We start from the raw sequence: 19,283 nt of genomic DNA on the forward strand, positions 1-19,283 counted from the left end.
TTGATGATTTTTCTCATCCTTAAAGGCTGTTTTGATGCTTGGTCGCTCAAATTTCAGCCTTTTTGTTTTCAAGAACAAAATCTTCGGGTAGAGTAAAAATGTCATTGTTGGTTTGCAATGTTTTCATTTATAGCGTTTTATAGAATTTTGTAAATGAAAATCTCATAATTCATAATTCAAAACTCATAATTCACTCACACTGTTTCTACTTCTTCTGTTGCCAAAAGCGTTGTATATGCCTCTGTGGTGAGGAATAAATCAAAGTTTTCTTGCGTAACGAGTTTGTCGAAAAGATTGATAGCATCGAAGAATTTTCCGTTAAAGTACTGTTCATCGCCTACCATATCTTTGATTTTCTGGATTTCGTCAGCCAATAAAAACTTAAACATCGAAATATCAATCGTTACGCCATAATAGGTTTTTGCTTTGTGGTGAATCCACTGCCAAAGTTGAGCTCTCGAAATTTCGGCAGTCGCTGCATCTTCCATCAAGTTGTGAATGGCTGCCGCACCGATTCCTCTCAACCATGATTCAATGTATAAAATGCCTACTTGTATATTCATTCTAATACCTGCATCGGTAATTGAAGCGTCTGGAATGTTAAAATTGGTCAATTCTGAGGCTTGAATTACTTCGTTTTCAAGTAAAATATGTTTTTGATTCGGTTTGTCTCCTAAAGCTTCATTGAACGGAATCAATGCCACAGCTACTAAGTCTGGATGTGCCACCCAAGTACCATCAAAACCCGTTTTGGCTTCTAATTCTTTATCGGCATTTACTTTCTCGAAAGCAAGTTTATTAATATTTTCGTCCTTACGGCTTGGAATATACGCAGACATTCCGCCCATGGCATGAGCTTTTCTTCTATGACAAGTTTTTACTAAAAGTTTAGCATAAGCTCGCATAAATGGCACTGACATTGTTACTTGCGAACGGTCGGGCAAGATGCAGTCTGAAAAACGATGGAATTTTTTGATACACGAGAAAATATAATCCCAACGTCCAGCATTCAAGCCTGCAATGTGTTGGCGGAGTTCGTACAAAATTTCGTCCATTTCAAAAGCTCCCGTAATGGTTTCAATCAAAACGGTTACTTTAACCGTGCCTTGTGGCATTTCTATTGCTTCTTGTGCGAAAATAAATACTTCGTTCCAAAGTCTTGCTTCGAGGTGACTTTCCATTTTTGGAAGATAAAAGTATGGACCACTTCCACGTTTTACCAATTCCCAAGCATTATGAAAAAAGAATAAACCAAAGTCAAAAAGGGAAGCTGAAATTGGTTCTCCGTTAATCAAAACATGGTTTTCTTCCATGTGCCAACCTCTTGGACGTACTTTTAAAACCGCTACTTGTTCTTTCAATCCATAGAATTTTCCGTTTTCTGCGGTGAAATCTATTTGTTTTCTGATGGCATCGTACAAATTGATTTGTCCGTCTAAAACATTATTCCAAGAAGGCGTATTGGCATCTTCAAAATCTGCCATGAATACTTTTGCACCTGAGTTCAGGGCATTAATCACCATTCTGCGGTCAACTGGGCCAGTAATTTCAGTTCTCCTGTCTTGTAAATCGTTAGGAATAGGAGCAACCGACCAGTCGGCTTCACGAATGGCTTTTGTATTATTTAAGAAATCTAATTTTTTACCGTGGTTGATTTCCTCTTGCAATGACTCACGATTTTGTAAAAGTTTTTTCCTTTGTTTATTAAATATTCTGTGGAGGTCTCTCACGAAAGTCAAGGCTTCATTCGTGAGAATTGCTTCGTAGGGTAATGTTATTTCTGGTAATAGCACTACGCCTTCAATTGGCTTTATCATGGTTTTATTTTGTTTTGTTAAAATTGCTATACTTCTCTTAATGTTTAGGCTATTCTTTGAGCTATACAGTTTAGTTTTTGATAGGTATAAGTGTTTGTTTTTCTGATACAAACATAATATTGCGAAAAATATAAAACAAGCGAAATTTCGCTAAATTAAGAATACATGAGTTTCTATTGTAAAGTTTATATGTATTATTGATAAAGTTGAATTAATGACAGAAAGGTACTCCTTTTTTGGATTTTAGTATGAGTTGATTAGTTTTTGAAAACAAGCGAAATTTCGCTAAAAATATTTTTTTGTTTGTTCGTTATAGATAAATATCATTAGCTTTGTAAAAATTATATAGCTATGAGCGTTAACAGTGATAAAGTAAAAATAATATTCGGTCTTAAAATCAGACAATTGCGTTTGGATAAAAAACTTTCTTTGAGCGAGGTTGCCGAAAAATCAAGCCTTTCTATTTCTTACTTAAATGAGATTGAAAAAGGAAAAAAGTATCCTAAAACCGAAAAAATAATGGCTTTGTCAGAAGCCTTAGAAATTGATTATGATTCACTCGTTTCTTTGAAATTGAGTAAGCAATTGGAGCCAATAGCCGAATTGCTAAATTCTAATATTTTAACAGAATTACCTTTAGAAATCTTTGGCGTTGAACCTTCCGACTTCATCGAGTTGATGTCTGAAGCTCCTGCTAAAATCAGTGCATTTATCAGTACGATTATTGAAATTAGTCGTAATTACGATATGCGTGTGGAGCAGTTTTACTTTTCGGTATTGCGTTCCTATCAAGAAATGTATGATAATTACTTTGAAGATTTAGAACAATCCGCACAGCAATTCAGAAAGCTTTTTGAAATTTCAGCCACTACTTCGCCCAATGAAAAACTGTTGGCGGAAATCTTAGAAAATTTTTATGGCTATCATATTGAAGAATTTTCAAAAGAAGAACAACCTGAACTTGTTACAATTCGCTCGGTTTATAATCCATCTACTTCTAAATTGTTGATAAATAAAGATTTAAGTACTGAGCAAAAGACTTTTACTTATGGTCGTGAAATTGGTTATCAATTTTTACAGCTTAAAAAACGTTCGTTCATCTCGTCGGTAATTGAAGTAGATTCTTTTGAACAAGTACTTAATAATTTCAAAGCTTCGTATTTCGCTGGTGCAATTTTGATTAACAAAGACATTCTGATAGACAGGCTAACGTATTTCTTCGCATCGCCAAAATGGGATGAAAATATGTTTTTGAGTATCATGCGTTTGTTTAACGTTACTCCAGAAGTATTTATGCACAGGTTGTCGAATTTGATGACCAGTCATTTCAAGATTAATAATCTTTTCTTCTTACGTTTTAATAATCAGATTGATGACGATTTATTTTATCTAACCAAGGAAATGCACTTGGCAAAATTACATACGCCACACGGAACGGCTTTGAATGAACATTACTGTAGAAGGTGGATGTCGTTAACGATATTGAAGGATTTAGAGAAAATCCAGAAAGAAAAAGGCTATGATGCAGAGGAGGTTTTGTGTAAAGCACAAGTGTCTGAATATATAGATACGGGTAATCATTATTTAGTGATTTGTCTGGCAAAGCCATCGCCACCGAATTTGAGAATGAATAGTAGTGTTACTTTGGGTTTTGCGATTGATGATAACCTGAAAAGTATGGCACAATTTCTACCAGATTCGTCGCTGATTCATCGAAAAGTAAATGAAACTTGTGAGCGTTGTGGTGCGATTGATTGTGCAGAAAGAATGAAACCACCTTATGTACTACAAAAAAGACAAGCCAGAGAAAAAATAAAAGAATCGATTGCCAAATTAAGCTAAGTGTTCTTGGAAAATTAATTAAATCGATTTGAAAAATTTCAACCGCTTGAAAATCAAAATCTATAGAAGCTTTTAGGTTTGAAATCTTTGAAATGTACAAGGCTTCACTTGTTTTGTTGTACAAAAAGAATAAAATTTTGATATTCTGGATATTTCAGAATATAATTTTGAAATAAAATGATTTTAATCTTTTTTTAGCTTAAAAAATAAGTTTACTCAATGTGTTGTATTGTTGCTTAATTGATATATATTTGCTAAATATACTATATCGTATTATTTCTATGAAAAATCCAAATTGTCCTCGTTGTGACTCTCAAAATGTTACGAAAAGTGGTGTTATTAAAGAGAAACAACGTTTTAAATGTAAAGACTGTAATTATAATTTTACAGTTGAAAAACTAGGAAAAGGTATTTCGACATATTATGTCATAAAGGCTCTACAATTGTACATTGAAGGAGTAAGTTATCGTGAAATTGAGCGACTTTTGGGGGTTTCACATGTATCGGTTATGAATTGGGTGAAAAAATATCAAATCAAAATACCTAAAAATTCTGATTATTATCCTACCTATAAAATTATGAATCATAAAGAGTTAGCAGCTTTTTATGCAGACAGAGAGAATTTGAGGGATTCGGGAATGATTGTAACTGAGCTTGGTGATAAGTTTATGTTGATAAAGTGGGAACGCTTAAAACATTAATGATTTTGATATTGAAAAAATATACTAAATATATAAAAAAGGGTTCAGGAAAATATTCTGAACCCTTTTTTATATTTAGCTATACTTAAATAGCATTGCTATATCAAAGCTATTGACAGTATAGTTTTTTTTGTGACCTTTGGATTGTACTTGTGCAATAAAAACATGTTAAAGTACAAATGAGAAGCAAGACAAAACAAAACCACAAAAAACCATTGCCATGATAAAAACAGTGATAATCTGTTTGGTGGGCGGAGCGTTGGCTAGTCCCCAACTTTTTGCTCAACAAGCAAAACCTGCTGAACCGCCAGCAGAGCAAAAAGTAAGTTTATATGGGTTTATTAGGAATGACGTTTATTTCAATTCAAGAAGAAACTTAGATTTAAGAGATGGCGTGTTGAATTTGTATCCATTAGATGCAAGCAATTTACCAACAAGGACAGGAACAAGCCTGAGTGCTAATCCTAACGATGATGCAAATGCGATTTCTCAGTTGGGATATTCGGCTATTGTAACAAGGTTAGGAGTAAAAATTGGAGGAATTACCGCTTTTGGGGCTAAAGCATCTGGTATATTGGAAACCGATTTTTTCGGTATATCAAATGGGGCAGCTGGAACATCAGGAGGAGGTACAGAAAATTTACTTAGACTCCGTCACGCTTATGTAGCTTTAGATTGGACGAAAAGTCAATTATTGATTGGACAATTTTGGAATCCAAATTTTATTCCAAAGTGTTTCCCCGGAACAGCGAATTTCAATACTGGCATACCTTTTAATCCTTTTTCGTTTGTGCCGCAGGTGCGTTACACGCACAAACTTGGCAAGGCGATGACGGCTCAAGGAATGTTGTTTGGATATGATTTGGCTGGCTTTAGCCCCGCAGGAACTTTTGCCGTAGGTACAGGAGTAGATGCCCAAAAATTAACTGGCATTCCTTCTTTTTCAACACAATTGGGCTTCGAAAATAAGAAAGTACTGGCATCGGTTGGCATTGAAGGAAATGCGATTAGTCCAAGAGTGACCGATACCCAAAATGCAAGTTCAGGAGTATATGGAGGAACTGGAACAGGAAATGTACAACGTAATATCAATACAAAGATTCTTACGGTTAATTTTTTAGCTTTTGCTAAGTTGACAAGTACTAATACTACGCTGAAGTTTCATACTACTTATGGGCAAAGCTATACGCAGTATGTAGGAATGGGAGGTTTTGCAGAATATAGAGATGCTACCACAGGCGAATGGAAGTATGAAGCTCAAAATCAATTGAATATGTGGGGAGAATTTATTTCTACTTCTTCCAAAAAAGTTCAGCCAGCCATTTTTATTGGTTATTTAAAGAATATGGGATTAGCCAACGCCATTGATGTGAACAAAGTAAAGGCTGGAACTTTGGCTTTTCAAGGAAGAGGAATCAGTACTGCCACTGGGCGTACTTTTGATGATATGCTAAGAATCTGTCCGAGATTGGATTTTTATTCAGGGAAAATGAAAATCTCTTTTGAATATGAATTATCAATGATGAAATGGGCTGATATAGACGGAACTGTACCAAATACAGAAGGCATATTGCCAAGCACAGTTTCTTTTAAAGCAGGAACAAGCACTTTGGCAAGACCATTCAATGCAACCAATGGGCGTTTAGCCGCAGTAATGGTTTATAACTTTTAATACTAACAGTAAAAATATTCACTCAAAATAAACCCCTTATCTAATTAACACTATGAATTCAGTAGAACCCACAGTAAAGAAAACATCCACTAAAGCATTGGCTGCCATTATTGGAGCGTCGTCAGTAGGAACACTCATCGAATGGTACGATTTTTATATATTCGGAAGTTTAGCAACCATTATTTCAACTCAGTTTTTCCCGAAAGATAATCCTACAGCGGCTTTTCTTTCAACATTAGCCACTTTTGCAGCAGGTTTTGTTGTACGTCCGTTTGGAGCTTTATTTTTTGGTCGTTTAGGCGATTTAATTGGTCGTAAATATACTTTTATGGTTACTCTGGTCTTGATGGGTGGTGCTACATTTGCCATCGGTTTAGTGCCAAAGTACGAAACCATTGGTTTTTTTGCACCACTTATTGTATTAGTGCTTAGACTATTACAAGGTTTAGCTCTTGGTGGTGAGTACGGCGGTGCAGCTACTTATGTGGCAGAACATTCACCAGCAAATGCAAGAGGTTTCTGGACTTCATGGATTCAGATTACGGCTACCGCAGGTTTGTTTATTTCTTTAGGAGTAATCTTGTTGACCAAAAATTCGATGTCGAAAGAATCTTGGGAAGATTGGGGTTGGAGAATTCCTTTTATGGTTTCAATCATCATGGTGTATGTTTCGGTACTGATTCGTAAAAATATGTCGGAATCGCCTCTTTTTGCCAAAGCAAAAGCAGAAGGAAAAACATCTACGAACCCGCTAAAAGAATCTTTTGGAAATAAATTAAACTTCAAATTTGTATTGTTAGCACTTTTTGGAGCAACAATGGGACAAGGTGTAGTTTGGTACACAGGTCAGTTTTATGCACAAACATTCTTATTAAAAATTATGAATGTTGATTTTGACCAAGCTAATACATTGTTAATCATAGCCTTAATTATGGGAACACCTTTGTTCGTATTTTTTGGTTGGTTATCCGATAAAATTGGTCGTAAGCCAATTATGTTAGCAGGTTTGTTGTTGGCTATTTTCGCTTATCGTCCGATTTACGAAAAAATGTATCAAACCGCTAATTTGAAAAATAAAGAAGAAATCACGGCTCAAACAAAAGTAGAAGTAAATGCAACTTTACTCGCTAATTCAAGTACAGATTCATTAGTTACGACAACGACGAATAAAGTTTATACAGACGGAACTACTTATAAAGAAGTAAAAAAACAAACAATTTTAGCAGGAAAAACTGAACAACCAAAAGCAGAAGTAGCGAAAACCGTTAAAATCAATAATGGTGATTTATGGACACTTATTTGGCTAGTTTTTATACAATTGGTTTTTGTAACGATGGCTTATGGTCCAATTGCGGCTTTCTTGGTAGAAATGTTTCCAGTAAAAATTCGCTATACTTCAATGTCATTACCATATCATATTGGTAACGGAGTATTCGGTGGCTTGATGCCAGCTATTGCAACGTATTTAGTAACGAAAGCTAAAGATGCGAATGAAATTGCTGAAAAAGCAGGCGAAGCCATCAAAAATACACAACCATATTTAGAAGGTTTGAATTACCCAATTTTGATTGCTGGAGTATGTTTTATAATTGGTCTGTTATATATCAAAGAAGATAGAAGTATCAGGGATTAAGCATTTTAGTATCAAGTTTGAAATTTATTTTAAAACATTTTTTCATAAAAGACATGAACGGAATTAAAAAAATATTAGGTATCGTGTGGATAGTTTTTGGTTTAGCTACCGCTTATTTTGGAATCTTTGAATTGGGTATTCCTAACTTTACCTCGGGTAAACAAGACGATTTAGTGTTTGGTATCATCGTTATGATTGTACTTACACCAATCATTACTGGAGGATTATTGATTTTTGGAAAGTATGCTCTTTCTGGGGAATACGATACAGATAACTAGATAGAATTGTTAGGTAATTATGCTTTTAGTTTAGGCTATTAGTAGTTTTTAGGGATAGGTGTTTCAGTAAATGTATGCCATTGATGTAAGATATTATACTTGGCATACATTTTTTTAATGTCATATCTATAAATTCTTAGCAAGTATAGTTCTTTCTTTCTGAGAAGAGTTAAATTTTTACCTTAAATTGTGATAAAATTTGGTACATATTTAAAGTTAAAATCTTTTATCATTCATGAAAGAAAAGTTAAAAAATCAAAAGCTTTTGGTACTAGGAATCGTATTTATGATTCTTTTTAACTTTCCTATTTTGTCGATTGTCAATCATGATACAAAGATTAAAGGTATTCCAACACTTTATTTTTATGTTTTTGTAATTTGGATATTATTCATTGGTATAATTTACTGGAGCGTCCGTAACGAAGAGCAAGAAATTAATAAAGATGAATAGTATAGTATTAATATTAACTTCTTTACTCTATTTGGTCTTCCTTTTTGGAGTAGCCTACTGGGCAGAAAAGCGTTCGAAAAAGGGTAAAAGTATTGTTACCAATCCATACATTTATGCTTTATCATTAGCAGTTTATTGCACCGCATGGACTTTCTACGGTTCTGTAGGCAGGGCAGTTACCAATGGAATTGAATTTATTGCGGTTTTTATAGGCCCTTCACTAATGATGCCTTTGTGGTGGATTGTACTTCGTAAAATCATCAGAATCTGCAAAGTACAACGCATTACTTCAATTGCCGATTTTATTTCTTCTCGTTATGGCAAAAATGCCACCTTAGGTGTACTGGTAACGATTATCTGTATTTTGGGTATTTTACCGTACATCGCTATTCAACTTAAAGCCATTTCAAATAGTTTTTTAATCGTAGAAAAAGCCTCTGGAGAAATCAGCAGTAGTAGTTTTTTTACAGGAGATTTAGCTTTTTATATTACGATTGTTCTGTCTATTTTCACCATTATTTTTGGTACCAGAACTATTGATTCTACCGAACGCCACGAAGGAATGGTAGCCGCCATCGCAGCAGAATCAATCATCAAACTGGTTGCTTTTTTAACAGTAGGTATTTTTGTTAGCTATTTTATTTTTGATGGGATTCCTGATATTTTTCAGAAAGCATCACAAGTACCATCATTAAAAAATGTTTTTGTATTCAATTCAGAACAAGACATTTCAGGTTGGTTTTGGCATTTATTGTTATCGATGATGGCCATTATGTTTTTACCTCGTCAATTTCAAGTTTCAGTTATCGAAAATGTTGATGAAAAGCATTTAAACAAAGCACTTTGGCTTTTTCCTTTATACTTATTGCTGATAAATATTTTTGTAATTCCGATTGCGATGGGTGGCGTATTATTATTTCCCAGCCATACTATCAATCCAGACGAATATGTATTGGCAATTCCATTAAAATTCAATCAAGCATTTATAACTATATTTACTTATATCGGTGGTTTCTCTGCGGCTACCAGTATGATTATTGTGGAGACAATTGCACTCAGTGTAATGATTTCCAATAACTTAGTGATGCCAGTAATTCTAAAAAGTGCTTATCTACAAGACAAATTAGCTGGAAATCTGAGTTTGCTTGTAAAGACAATCAGACGTACTTCTATCGTCTTGATTCTTTTAATGGCATATCTATATTATAAAACCATAGCGGGACATTACTCTTTGGTTTCTAACGGAATGGTTTCTTTTGCGGCAGTTTCTCAATTTGCACCAGCCATTATTGGTGGGATTTTCTGGAAAAATGGGACACAAAAAGGAGCTTTAATCGGCTTGTTGGTAGGCGTTTTGATTTGGTTTTATACATTAGTTTTACCTTCAATGGTTGGTGCTGGTTTTTTCCCACAGTCTATAATTGACCAAGGTTTTATGGGCTTATCTACCTTAAAACCTCTAGCCTTGTTTGGTTTAGAAGGCATGGATAGTATTTCGCATGGTATATTTTGGAGTTTACTGTTGAATATTTTTTGTTATGTATGTTTTTCACTTAACAGTCATCAAAGTTCGATAGAACATAATCAAGCGGTCATTTTTGTCGATATTTTTGAATATTCCGAACAAGTAGAAAGTCCAACAATTTGGCGTGGAACTGCCTATTTGTCTGATATTCAGTTATTACTCAGTAATTTTCTTGGAGAAAAAAGAGCAGAAAAAATATTGAAACTTTATGCTCAAAAACATAAAATTAAGCTGATTGCTGATAAGGCAGATCCTCAAATCGTTAGTTACGTTGAAAAAATTCTTGCTGGAATTGTAGGAACAGCTTCTGCTAGAATCATGATTTCATCGGTTTCAAAAGAAGAAAAAATTTCTACAGAAGAAGTAATCAGTATTTTAAAATCATCACAGAGTTTATTGTCGGCTAATAAAGAACTCAAACGTAAATCAGTAGCTTTAGAAAAAGCAACCGAAGAATTAAAAGAAGCAAACGAAATTCTTCAAAAAACAGATAAACTCAAGGATGACTTTCTATCAACTGTTGCCCATGAAATCAGAACGCCACTTACTTCTATTAGAGCTTTATCTGAAATCGTTTTTGATAATCCTGAAATGGATTTAAGTGAAAGAGAACACTTTTTAGGAACAGTCGTAAAAGAATCTGACAGATTGAGTCGATTAATTAACCAAGTACTTGATTTAGAAAAATACGAGTCTGGAAAACAAAAATTGATTTTGGAAGATGTTGATATTCAAGAAATTGTAAAAGATTCTATTGATGCACTTTATCAACAAGCCAAAGAAAAAGAAATAAAAGTAGTTTTTATTCCCGACCGTTTTACACCAAGGTTTCAAGCAGATAAAGATAAATTAATACAAGTAGTCGTGAATTTGTTATCCAATGCCATTAAATATTGCGAACCACAAAAAGGAGAAATTATTTTGGCAACACATTATGTGGAAGGCTGTGTTTATACAAATGTTCATGATAATGGTGCTGGAATTGATAAAAATTTTCAGCGACTTATTTTTGATAAATTCTTCCAAGCTGAAGACCAAACAATCAAAAAACCTAAAGGAAGTGGTTTGGGGCTGGCAATTTCCAAAAAGATTGTAGAATTACACAACGGACAGATTTGGGTTGAAAGCCAAGTTGGTAAAGGTTCTAAATTTACCTTTATGATACCCATCGTTTAAATTACCTTAAAGAAAATCAACATTTACTTATTTTATACGATATGAAAAAGACAATAAAAGTATTAATCGTTGATGACGAACCTAGCATTTTGATGTCTCTTGAATTTTTAATGAAGAAAGAAGGCTACAGTGTTTTCATCGCCCGTGATGGTTCAGAAGCTTTAGAAATTATTGAAAAAGAAGTGCCTTCTATTATTTTATTGGATATTATGATGCCCCATGTAGATGGTTATGAAGTATGCCGACTTATTAAGGAAAGTATTCGTTTTCAACATATTAAAATCGTTTTTTTAAGTGCTAAAAATAAAGAAGCTGATATTGAAAAAGGGTATTTAATTGGGGCGGATTTATATGTTTCTAAACCTTTTTCTACTCGAAGTTTAGTCGCAAAAATTAATACTTTGGCATTGGGGATTGTTTCAACTTAAAGAAGGGAGAAATTTAATGATTTGATTTTAACTTATAGATAGTATCAAAAAACAAAATTCAGTAAAATAGTACTTAATTATAATAAAAGTTCAAAATATCAACAGAAAAACTATACTTTGTTTAGTAAGGATAGCTATATTATTTTAGCGTAAAACCTGTAAAACAGTATTCAAATAAAGAAAATGTCTTGTACTTTTACAGTAGAAAATATTACAATCTGAAGCGAATCAATACCAACATAATTTCTAATATCCAAATTAATCATGAATTTACAAATTAGCTCCTTTGATGATTACGAATCAGCATATAACCATTCGGTATCAGACCCTGAAAGCTTTTGGGCAGAAATAGCACAAAATTTTCAATGGCGTAAACCTTGGAAAAAAACGTTAGAATGGGACTTCACCGCAGGAACTACCAAATGGTTTGCTGGCGGTAAAATGAATATTACTGAAAATGCACTCGACCGCCATTTAGCTACTCGTGGCGACCAGCCTGCTATCATTTGGGAATCTAATGACCCACAGGAAGAGTCTATAACGCTTACTTACAAAATGCTTCATCAAAGGGTTTGTCAGTTTGCGAATGTGTTGAAAAAGCATGGAGCTAAAAAAGGAGATAGAATTTGTATTTATATGCCAATGATTCCAGAATTGGCAATTGCAGTATTGGCTTGTGCTAGGATTGGCGCTATTCACTCAGTAGTTTTTGGAGGATTTTCTGCACAATCAATTGCTGATCGTATCAATGATGCACAATGTAATATTGTCATTACTTCTGATGGTTCTTTCCGTGGGAATAAAGAAATTGGCTTGAAATCTACCGTGGACGATGCTTTAATTCAATGTCCATCAGTACAAAAAGTAATCGTTTCTACTCGTACACGTACACCAGTTTCAATGTTGAAAGGACGTGATGTTTGGTGGGAAAACGAAGTAAAAACAGTTTCCTCTGATTGCCCAGCAGAAGAAATGGATGCAGAAGATATGCTTTTCATTCTTTATACTTCTGGTTCAACAGGTAAACCAAAAGGCGTTGTACATACTTGCGGAGGCTATATGGTTTATACCACTTATACCTTTGCGAATGTTTTTCAATATCAACCCGGACAAGTACATTTTTGTACGGCAGATATTGGTTGGATTACTGGTCACTCATATATCGTTTATGGCCCATTATGTTATGGTGCTACATCTTTGATGTTTGAAGGCGTGCCGACGTATCCAGATGCTGGTCGTTTCTGGGATGTAATTGATAAACATAAAGTAGATATTTTATATACCGCACCAACAGCGATTCGTTCGTTAATGGGTTTTGGACTTGATTATGTCAATGGGAAAGATTTAAGTTCATTAAAAGTCTTAGGTTCTGTTGGTGAACCAATCAATGAAGAAGCTTGGCATTGGTATAACGATAATATTGGTAAAGGGAATTCACCGATTGTAGATACTTGGTGGCAAACAGAAACTGGTGGAATTATGATTTCGCCAATTGCTGGAATTACCAAAACTAAACCTTCTTATGCTACGCTACCTTTACCAGGTATTCAGCCTATTTTGGTGGATGAAAAAGGAGAGGAGATTGTTGGAAATGACGTTTCTGGAAATCTTTGTATTAAATTTCCTTGGCCAGGTATTATTCGTACTACTTATGGCGACCACGAACGTTGTATTCAAACCTATTTTTCGACTTACAAAAACTTGTATTTCACTGGCGACGGCTGTCTGCGTGATGAAGACGGATATTATAGAATCACAGGTCGTGTAGATGATGTAATCAATGTTTCTGGACATAGAATTGGTACAGCAGAAGTAGAAAATGCTATTAATATGCACTTAGGAGTAGTTGAATCTGCGGTGGTAGGTTATCCACACGACATCAAAGGTCAAGGTATTTACGCTTATGTAATTTGTGAAAAAGTACCAGATCAAGATGAAGATTTAACTCGTAGAGATATTTTAGCAACCGTTACTCGTGTAATTGGACCGATTGCAAAACCAGATAAAATTCAATTTGTAAGCGGTTTGCCTAAAACTCGTTCAGGTAAAATCATGAGAAGAATTTTAAGAAAAGTAGCCGAAGGAGAAACTTCCAATCTAGGTGATACTTCTACTTTGTTAGACCCAAGTGTTGTGGATGAAATCAGAGAAGGAGCTTTGTAATAGATTACTGATATATTGTAAAAATAGGTTTCGCTTTTAACGAAACCTATTTTTTTTGATATGACATTCAAAAGCCTTTTATGTTAATTTTTGTTAAGAGCAATTAGATTTAACATAATCCATACTTTTAACCTAAATCGTTCTATTGATGAGCCTTCTATTTTGTTAATGTAGGATTGAAAATTTGAAATGTGCTGATAATCAGCTAATTTGTGTAGATTTTGAAATAGACATTGTTGGAAAAATTATTTGTAAAGGATGATTTTAACCATCTTTTTGAAGTTCTGCATGGATTTTGGTTAAGTAATGTAAGGGATAGACCCTCAGTTTTTTGGATAAAAATGTGTAAATTGCACCCTTGATTTATCAAAAGCTATTTGAAAAAGTAGAATTTGATAAATTTTTCTTACAATTTTTTAAGGTTTAAGTTCACGTTAGCGTATCTGAATATTAAATGATTGTTTCACGAAACCCTTATTGTAAAACGATTTGATATAATCATTTTCAATATCAATTGTACTACATAGTTAGGCTTTTGCGGTAGGTTTCTAAATATGTTATTATGATTTTAAAAACAGTTTTCCTACTTTTTACTGCTACAATTACAGCATTTACGACTCCTTCCAAACCAAAAAGAACGATTAACGGAAAGATTTCGTATTATGCAAGTAAGTTTGAAGGACGAAAAACTTCTAGCGGTCAACGTTATAAAGCTAACCGCAGAACAGCTGCCCACAAATCGCTTCCATTCGGTACTTTATTAGAAGTAACCAACAAAGGAAATGGAAATGTGACCATCGTAAAAGTAAACGACAGAGGTCCACACAGCAGAGGCAGAATTTTGGATGTATCTTATGCAGCAGCGAAAGATTTAGGATTATTAGGCTCAGGAACAGCCTCAGTTACAATTAAAGTACTTTCTTTTGGTGATGGAGTTGTGAGTTTGAACGAAGAAGAAGATGTAATTCCAGTAGGAACTGATAGTACTAGCACCCAACAAGTATCAATGGTTGATATACTTCTCAGTAAAAAACCAATGTACATGATGGTTGTAAAAGATTCAAATGGAAGAATCAGGTTAGATTCAACAGCAATCAGACCTTTAAATCTTGCCATTAAGGAATAACAAAAAAGGCTTCGCAATTTGCGAAGCCTTTTTTGTTATAAGAATTAATTTTCGATAAGATTTTACTTTCCGCCAAAGCCAAAAGTTAAACCTGCATTTACCATAAAGAATTTAGAGGAGGTACTAAAGTCAGCATTGGTTGGCGAACCATTGTTTGAACCATCTTTATTGTCAAAAATAAAGTTATAAGAACCTTCTGCAAAAATCCCTAAATTCCCGATTGGAATAGCAATTCCCAGCTTTGGAGCAGCACCAAATTTAGAAGTAGTATTTTCAGAACTAACTCCCAAAACATTACCTTTTAAAGTGGATCTGAAAACACCAGCTTCAGCACCAACATAAGGACGTACAACTCCTTTTGTTAAATAATACTCAAACATACCAGTGATTGGCACAATCGTGTTGGTAAATTCATACCCTGTTCCCTTAAATTCTTCTTTAATGGATTTTACGCCTACACCCACAGCAAATTGTTCAGTAACAAATACTTTGGCCTGTAAACCCGCACCATAAAGCCCTTTTGCATCTTTTGAATCTGGCGCAAAATATGAACCATGAATTCCTAAAGAGAATTGTGCATTAGCTTTCTGAGTAGTAGCGATAAAAGCTGTCGCTAAAATGGCGAATGTTAAAAATAACTTTTTCATATCTTAATAATTTTAATGAAGAGATAGAATATTCTTCTGTTTATATCAACCAATGAAAAAAGCTTGTTCCATAGCTAATTTTGTTCTTTTCTGGGGTGTTTTTTACTCGTTTTAGTGTTCAAAAAGTTTTTTTGGTTTATAAAAAGCCCCAAAAAATAATGGGGAAAACCTAGTAGATTTTCCCCATTAAAATATCAAAAGAATGTTTTTTCTTATTTTGTGGCGATATAACGCTCAAAAAACTCGTAAATTCTAAGCATTCTATCTATTTTCTGACGAACATTTCCTGTTCTTGAAAGTTCATGTGTTCCACCTGGCATACGAACGTACTCAACTTCTTTGCCCATTATTTTTAATGATTTATACATCATTTCAGACTGAATTACGCCAGTTCTTAAATCATTTTCGCCGTGTTTAATCAAAAATGGCGTTTTGATTTTATCTACATAAGTATAAGGAGATTCTCTTTCTAAAATTGGTTTAATGTTACTTTCCCAAGGATAGCCGCCAAAATAATTTGGCGTAAGTCGCCAAGCGTTGCCTTCGCCCATAAAAGTAGAAAGTTCATAAACTCCACGCTGTGCAAAAGCAGCTTTAAAACGATGGTCGTGCGAGATAATCCAAGCCGTTAAATAACCAGCATAAGAACCACCTGTAATTACTTGTCTGGAAGTATCAACCCAACTTGCTTTTGCAGCATCGCTTGTTGCGGCTAAAACATCTTCCGTTGGCCCATTGCCCCAATCTTGATAATTTGAAAACTGGAAATCCTTTCCGTAACCACCTGAACCTCTGGGATTAGTATAAACCAAACCATAACCTTGTGAACAAAAGTATTGGAATTCATGCCACATTGATGCTTCGCCAGGTCCCCACATGGCAGTTGGTCCTCCGTGCATATTTAGTAATAATGGATATTTTTTACCAGCTTCAAAGTTGGCAGGTTTCATAATCCAGTACTCTACCGACTGACCTTTTGAGTTTTTATAAATTCTTTTCTCAGGAAAACTCAAGGCTTTATTTTGTAGCCATTCGTCATTATGAGCACTTAATTTAACAGCATTTTTCATTTGTAAATCTGCTGTATATAATTCAGAAGGGTTTTTTACTTCAGTTTTAGCAAAAAGGATTCGTTCTTTAGAAATATCAAAACTGCTGATTCCTGTATCATAATCACTTAGCTTTTCGATTTTTTTCGTCTGAACATCTAATTTATAAACAGGTACTCCACCATTTGAACTGGCTGTGAAATATACAAACTTACTGTCGTCTGTCCATTCAAAACTATTAGCAGCTCTGTCGAAAGTAATAGATGTTTTATTGCTACCATCAGCATTTGCTAAAATAATCTGATTAAAACCCAACCAATCAGTTTTAGACATCGTAGCAATCAACAATTTTCCATCAGGCGATGGCGAAGCACTATTATATGAAATTCCTTTTTCAGCAATAATTTGTTTTGAACCCGAACCATCTGCATTTAATAAGACAATCGAAGAATTCAATTCTCTGTCTGGATGTTGTAAACTATCTCTACCACTCGAAGCATAGATTTTTTGGCTATCTGCCGACCAACTTCCACCATTATACGACCAGAAACCTTTTGTTAACTGTACAGGTTTTGCTCCTTCTTTAGCATCAATCACAAATAAAAGATTGAAACGAATTTCTGGTTCAGTCGTCGATTCTCCTTGAAAATTTAAGCGGGTAATTACTTTTGCTTTTTTATCTTCCACATCTTTTTCAAGATATGCTCTGATTTCTTCGATACTTCCGTTTGGATTAGCCTTTACTTTTTTATCATTTTTCAAGAAATCATTACTTTTAAAACCAGCTTTTTCAATCGACCAAGAAGGCAATTTTTTACTAGGATTGATTAATGAATCTTTCAATAAATCTGAAAAAGTAACATTGGCAGAAAATAAAATTTTAGTGCCATCTGGCGACCATTGAGGATTACTCGCTCCGTATTTAAAATCTGTTAGTTGAAATGCTTCGCCACCATCTAAAGGCATTAAAAAGATTTGAGATTTACCTTTCAAATTTCTTGAAAAAGCAATCTGTCTGCTATCCGCCGACCAAGTAGCAGCTCCAACACTTTCAGTTCCACGAGTTAATTGTTTAACAGTCTGAAAATCAGTAAGCCATAGGTGAGTGCGATAGTCGAAATCCAATTTATCTGTTTCGCTACTTTCGTTGGTTCTTAAAGCATAAATGGCTTTTTTGCCGTCTGGAGCTATAGATATATTAGCAACTTGTTTGATTTTAGTCATATCTGTAACCAAAATCTTTTCTTTTCCTTTTTGAGAAAAGGCTATTTGTGTGAGGAATAATGATAAAAGCAGAAGTGTTTTTTTCATGGTTGATGAAGGATTATGAATTTTAAAATGAAAAAATAATTTTAACAAACAACATTACTAAAAAATCCACGAAAAGTTTGACTTTTGTTGATTTGCATATAGTTTTGCGTGAACTACTTAAATGCTAAATTTTTTGCAATATTCATTCAAAACAAAATTTCTACGGATTTTAGTGCTATTTCTTTTGTTTTCTATCGTTGGGTGTAATGAAAAAAAAACAAATAACTGGAATAGGAGAGTATTTATCGATTACAAAAACGGTAAATATACTCTCAAAAAAGATGGAAAACCTTTTTGTATAAAAGGAGCAGCTGGTTATACAAACCTCAGAGCACTTAAGAATGCTGGGGGTAACACTATACGTACTTGGGATACGACTAATCTAGCAACAATTTTAAATGAAGCAAAAGTATATAACCTTGCGGTTATAGTAGGTTTGTATATGCCTTATAATGAGCAGATGGATGTTTTCTACAATAATCCTAAACAAATAGAAGTTCAATTTAAAAGCTATGAAAGCTTAGTTCACAAGTACAAAAATCATCCTTCTTTATTATTCTGGTGTTTGGGTAATGAGCTCTCATTTCCACATAAACCTAAGTACAATTCATTTTATAGAACTTTCAATAATTTAGTTGACATGATTCATCGAGTAGATCCCGATCATTTAGTGACGACTACAATGGAGAATTTTCAGCGTAAAAAAATCTTTAATATCAAGTTTAGGACAAATATTGATTTTATCTCGTTTAATATTTTTGGCAAACTAAAAGAATTAGAGAAAGATCTTGAAGATTTTGAATGGTTTTGGGATGAACCATTTTTAATTACAGAATGGGGAATAGATGGGCCTTGGACACCAACTGAGCATACTGTCTGGGGGGCATATATTGAAAATACGAGTACTAAGAAAGCAGAACAATATTTATCTATCTACAAAAAATATATGCCTGTTAAAAATCCAAGATTTTTAGGTTCGATGGTGTTTTATTGGGGACAAAAACAAGAATATACACCAACTTGGTTTAGTCTTTTTGCTGAAAATGGGGCAGCTTCAGAAGCAGTAGGAACAATGCAATATATTTGGAAATCTCAGAAGCCTACTTTAAAAGCCCCTCAAATTAAATTTATGTTGGTCGATAAAAAAGGGGCAAAAGATAATATTTTATTTACTCCTAATAAGCTTGTATCAGCAGAGGTGTTAATGAATACACAAGAAAGTGAAAATAATGGATTATCGTTTTTCTGGGAAATTTTGCCTGAAGATTGGTATAAAGAAAATGATACTTATGGTAAAAAAAGACCAAAAGGTATTAAGGGATTATTTGTTGAACAAAAAACAACAAATGTTGTTTTCAAAACACCTTTAAAAGAAGGTCCATATCGTATTTATGTAACAGTCTATGACCAACATGGACAATTTGCAAGTTGTAACACACCTTTTTATGTAATTGAGAAATAATT

14 protein-coding genes are annotated in these 19,283 nt (G+C 34.0%); 11 read left to right on the forward strand and 3 right to left on the reverse strand.

Features of this window, described 5'->3' with window-relative positions:
- Nucleotides 1-194: 194 nt before the first annotated feature.
- Nucleotides 195-1,817 carry a malate synthase A gene (aceB, locus tag HNP25_RS14420; RefSeq protein WP_184135205.1) on the reverse strand — a complete coding sequence of 541 codons (1,623 nt, stop codon included), beginning with the start codon at nt 1,815-1,817 and terminating at the stop codon, nt 195-197.
- Nucleotides 1,818-2,168: 351 nt separating this feature from the next.
- On the opposite strand from aceB, the gene HNP25_RS14425 reads away from it, so the two are divergent.
- The 10 genes from HNP25_RS14425 (at nt 2,169) to HNP25_RS14470 (ending at nt 14,812) form a co-directional block, all read left to right on the forward strand.
- On the forward strand, nt 2,169-3,659 hold the full coding sequence (locus HNP25_RS14425; protein WP_184135207.1) for a helix-turn-helix domain-containing protein: 1,491 nt from the start codon (nt 2,169-2,171) through the stop codon (nt 3,657-3,659).
- 281 nt (nt 3,660-3,940) lie between these two features.
- Nucleotides 3,941-4,360 carry an IS1/IS1595 family N-terminal zinc-binding domain-containing protein gene (locus HNP25_RS14430; RefSeq protein WP_184135209.1) on the forward strand — a complete coding sequence of 140 codons (420 nt, stop codon included), beginning with the start codon at nt 3,941-3,943 and terminating at the stop codon, nt 4,358-4,360.
- A 220-nt stretch (nt 4,361-4,580) separates the two neighbouring features.
- On the forward strand, nt 4,581-6,032 hold the full coding sequence (locus HNP25_RS14435) for a hypothetical protein (RefSeq protein ID WP_184135210.1): 1,452 nt from the start codon (nt 4,581-4,583) through the stop codon (nt 6,030-6,032).
- A gap of 52 nt (nt 6,033-6,084) precedes the next feature.
- Nucleotides 6,085-7,665 (forward strand): MFS transporter, encoded by a 1,581-nt coding sequence (locus tag HNP25_RS14440; RefSeq protein WP_184135212.1) that lies wholly within the window; start codon nt 6,085-6,087, stop codon nt 7,663-7,665.
- A gap of 53 nt (nt 7,666-7,718) precedes the next feature.
- Nucleotides 7,719-7,943 (forward strand): DUF6814 family protein, encoded by a 225-nt coding sequence (locus HNP25_RS14445; RefSeq protein WP_184135214.1) that lies wholly within the window; start codon nt 7,719-7,721, stop codon nt 7,941-7,943.
- A gap of 235 nt (nt 7,944-8,178) precedes the next feature.
- A complete protein-coding gene (locus tag HNP25_RS14450; protein WP_184135216.1) occupies nt 8,179-8,394 on the forward strand; it encodes a hypothetical protein in 216 nt (71 codons plus the stop codon).
- Complete coding sequence (locus HNP25_RS14455; protein ID WP_184135217.1) at nt 8,387-11,095, forward strand: sensor histidine kinase; 2,709 nt, start codon at nt 8,387-8,389, stop codon at nt 11,093-11,095. The genes HNP25_RS14450 and HNP25_RS14455 overlap by 8 nt, the downstream gene beginning before the upstream one ends.
- A gap of 41 nt (nt 11,096-11,136) precedes the next feature.
- Nucleotides 11,137-11,523 carry a response regulator gene (locus tag HNP25_RS14460; protein WP_184135219.1) on the forward strand — a complete coding sequence of 129 codons (387 nt, stop codon included), beginning with the start codon at nt 11,137-11,139 and terminating at the stop codon, nt 11,521-11,523.
- Nucleotides 11,524-11,787: 264 nt separating this feature from the next.
- Entirely contained in the window at nt 11,788-13,686 is a 1,899-nt protein-coding gene (gene acs / locus HNP25_RS14465; RefSeq protein ID WP_184135221.1) for an acetate--CoA ligase, read from the forward strand.
- 562 nt (nt 13,687-14,248) lie between these two features.
- Nucleotides 14,249-14,812, forward strand: coding sequence for a septal ring lytic transglycosylase RlpA family protein (locus HNP25_RS14470; RefSeq protein ID WP_184135222.1), 564 nt, complete (start codon nt 14,249-14,251; stop codon nt 14,810-14,812).
- Nucleotides 14,813-14,874: 62 nt separating this feature from the next.
- On the opposite strand, the gene HNP25_RS14475 is transcribed toward HNP25_RS14470, so the two are convergent.
- Together HNP25_RS14475 and HNP25_RS14480 are read right to left on the reverse strand one after the other, a co-directional pair.
- The gene (locus HNP25_RS14475; RefSeq protein WP_184135224.1) at nt 14,875-15,459 is read right to left on the reverse strand and encodes an outer membrane beta-barrel protein; all 585 of its coding nucleotides are present in this window, start codon (nt 15,457-15,459) and stop codon (nt 14,875-14,877) included.
- Between the two features lie 212 nt (nt 15,460-15,671).
- Nucleotides 15,672-17,819, reverse strand: a complete 2,148-nt coding sequence (locus HNP25_RS14480) for a S9 family peptidase (RefSeq protein ID WP_184135226.1) — start codon at nt 17,817-17,819, stop codon at nt 15,672-15,674.
- A 133-nt stretch (nt 17,820-17,952) separates the two neighbouring features.
- Here HNP25_RS14480 and HNP25_RS14485 point away from each other — a divergent pair, with 133 nt between their 5' ends.
- A complete protein-coding gene (locus HNP25_RS14485) occupies nt 17,953-19,281 on the forward strand; it encodes a glycoside hydrolase family 2 TIM barrel-domain containing protein (protein ID WP_229202874.1) in 1,329 nt (442 codons plus the stop codon).
- Nucleotides 19,282-19,283 lie beyond the last annotated feature (2 nt).

This window comes from Arcicella rosea, assembly GCF_014204325.1.
Lineage (GTDB): Bacteria > Bacteroidota > Bacteroidia > Cytophagales > Spirosomataceae > Arcicella > Arcicella rosea_A.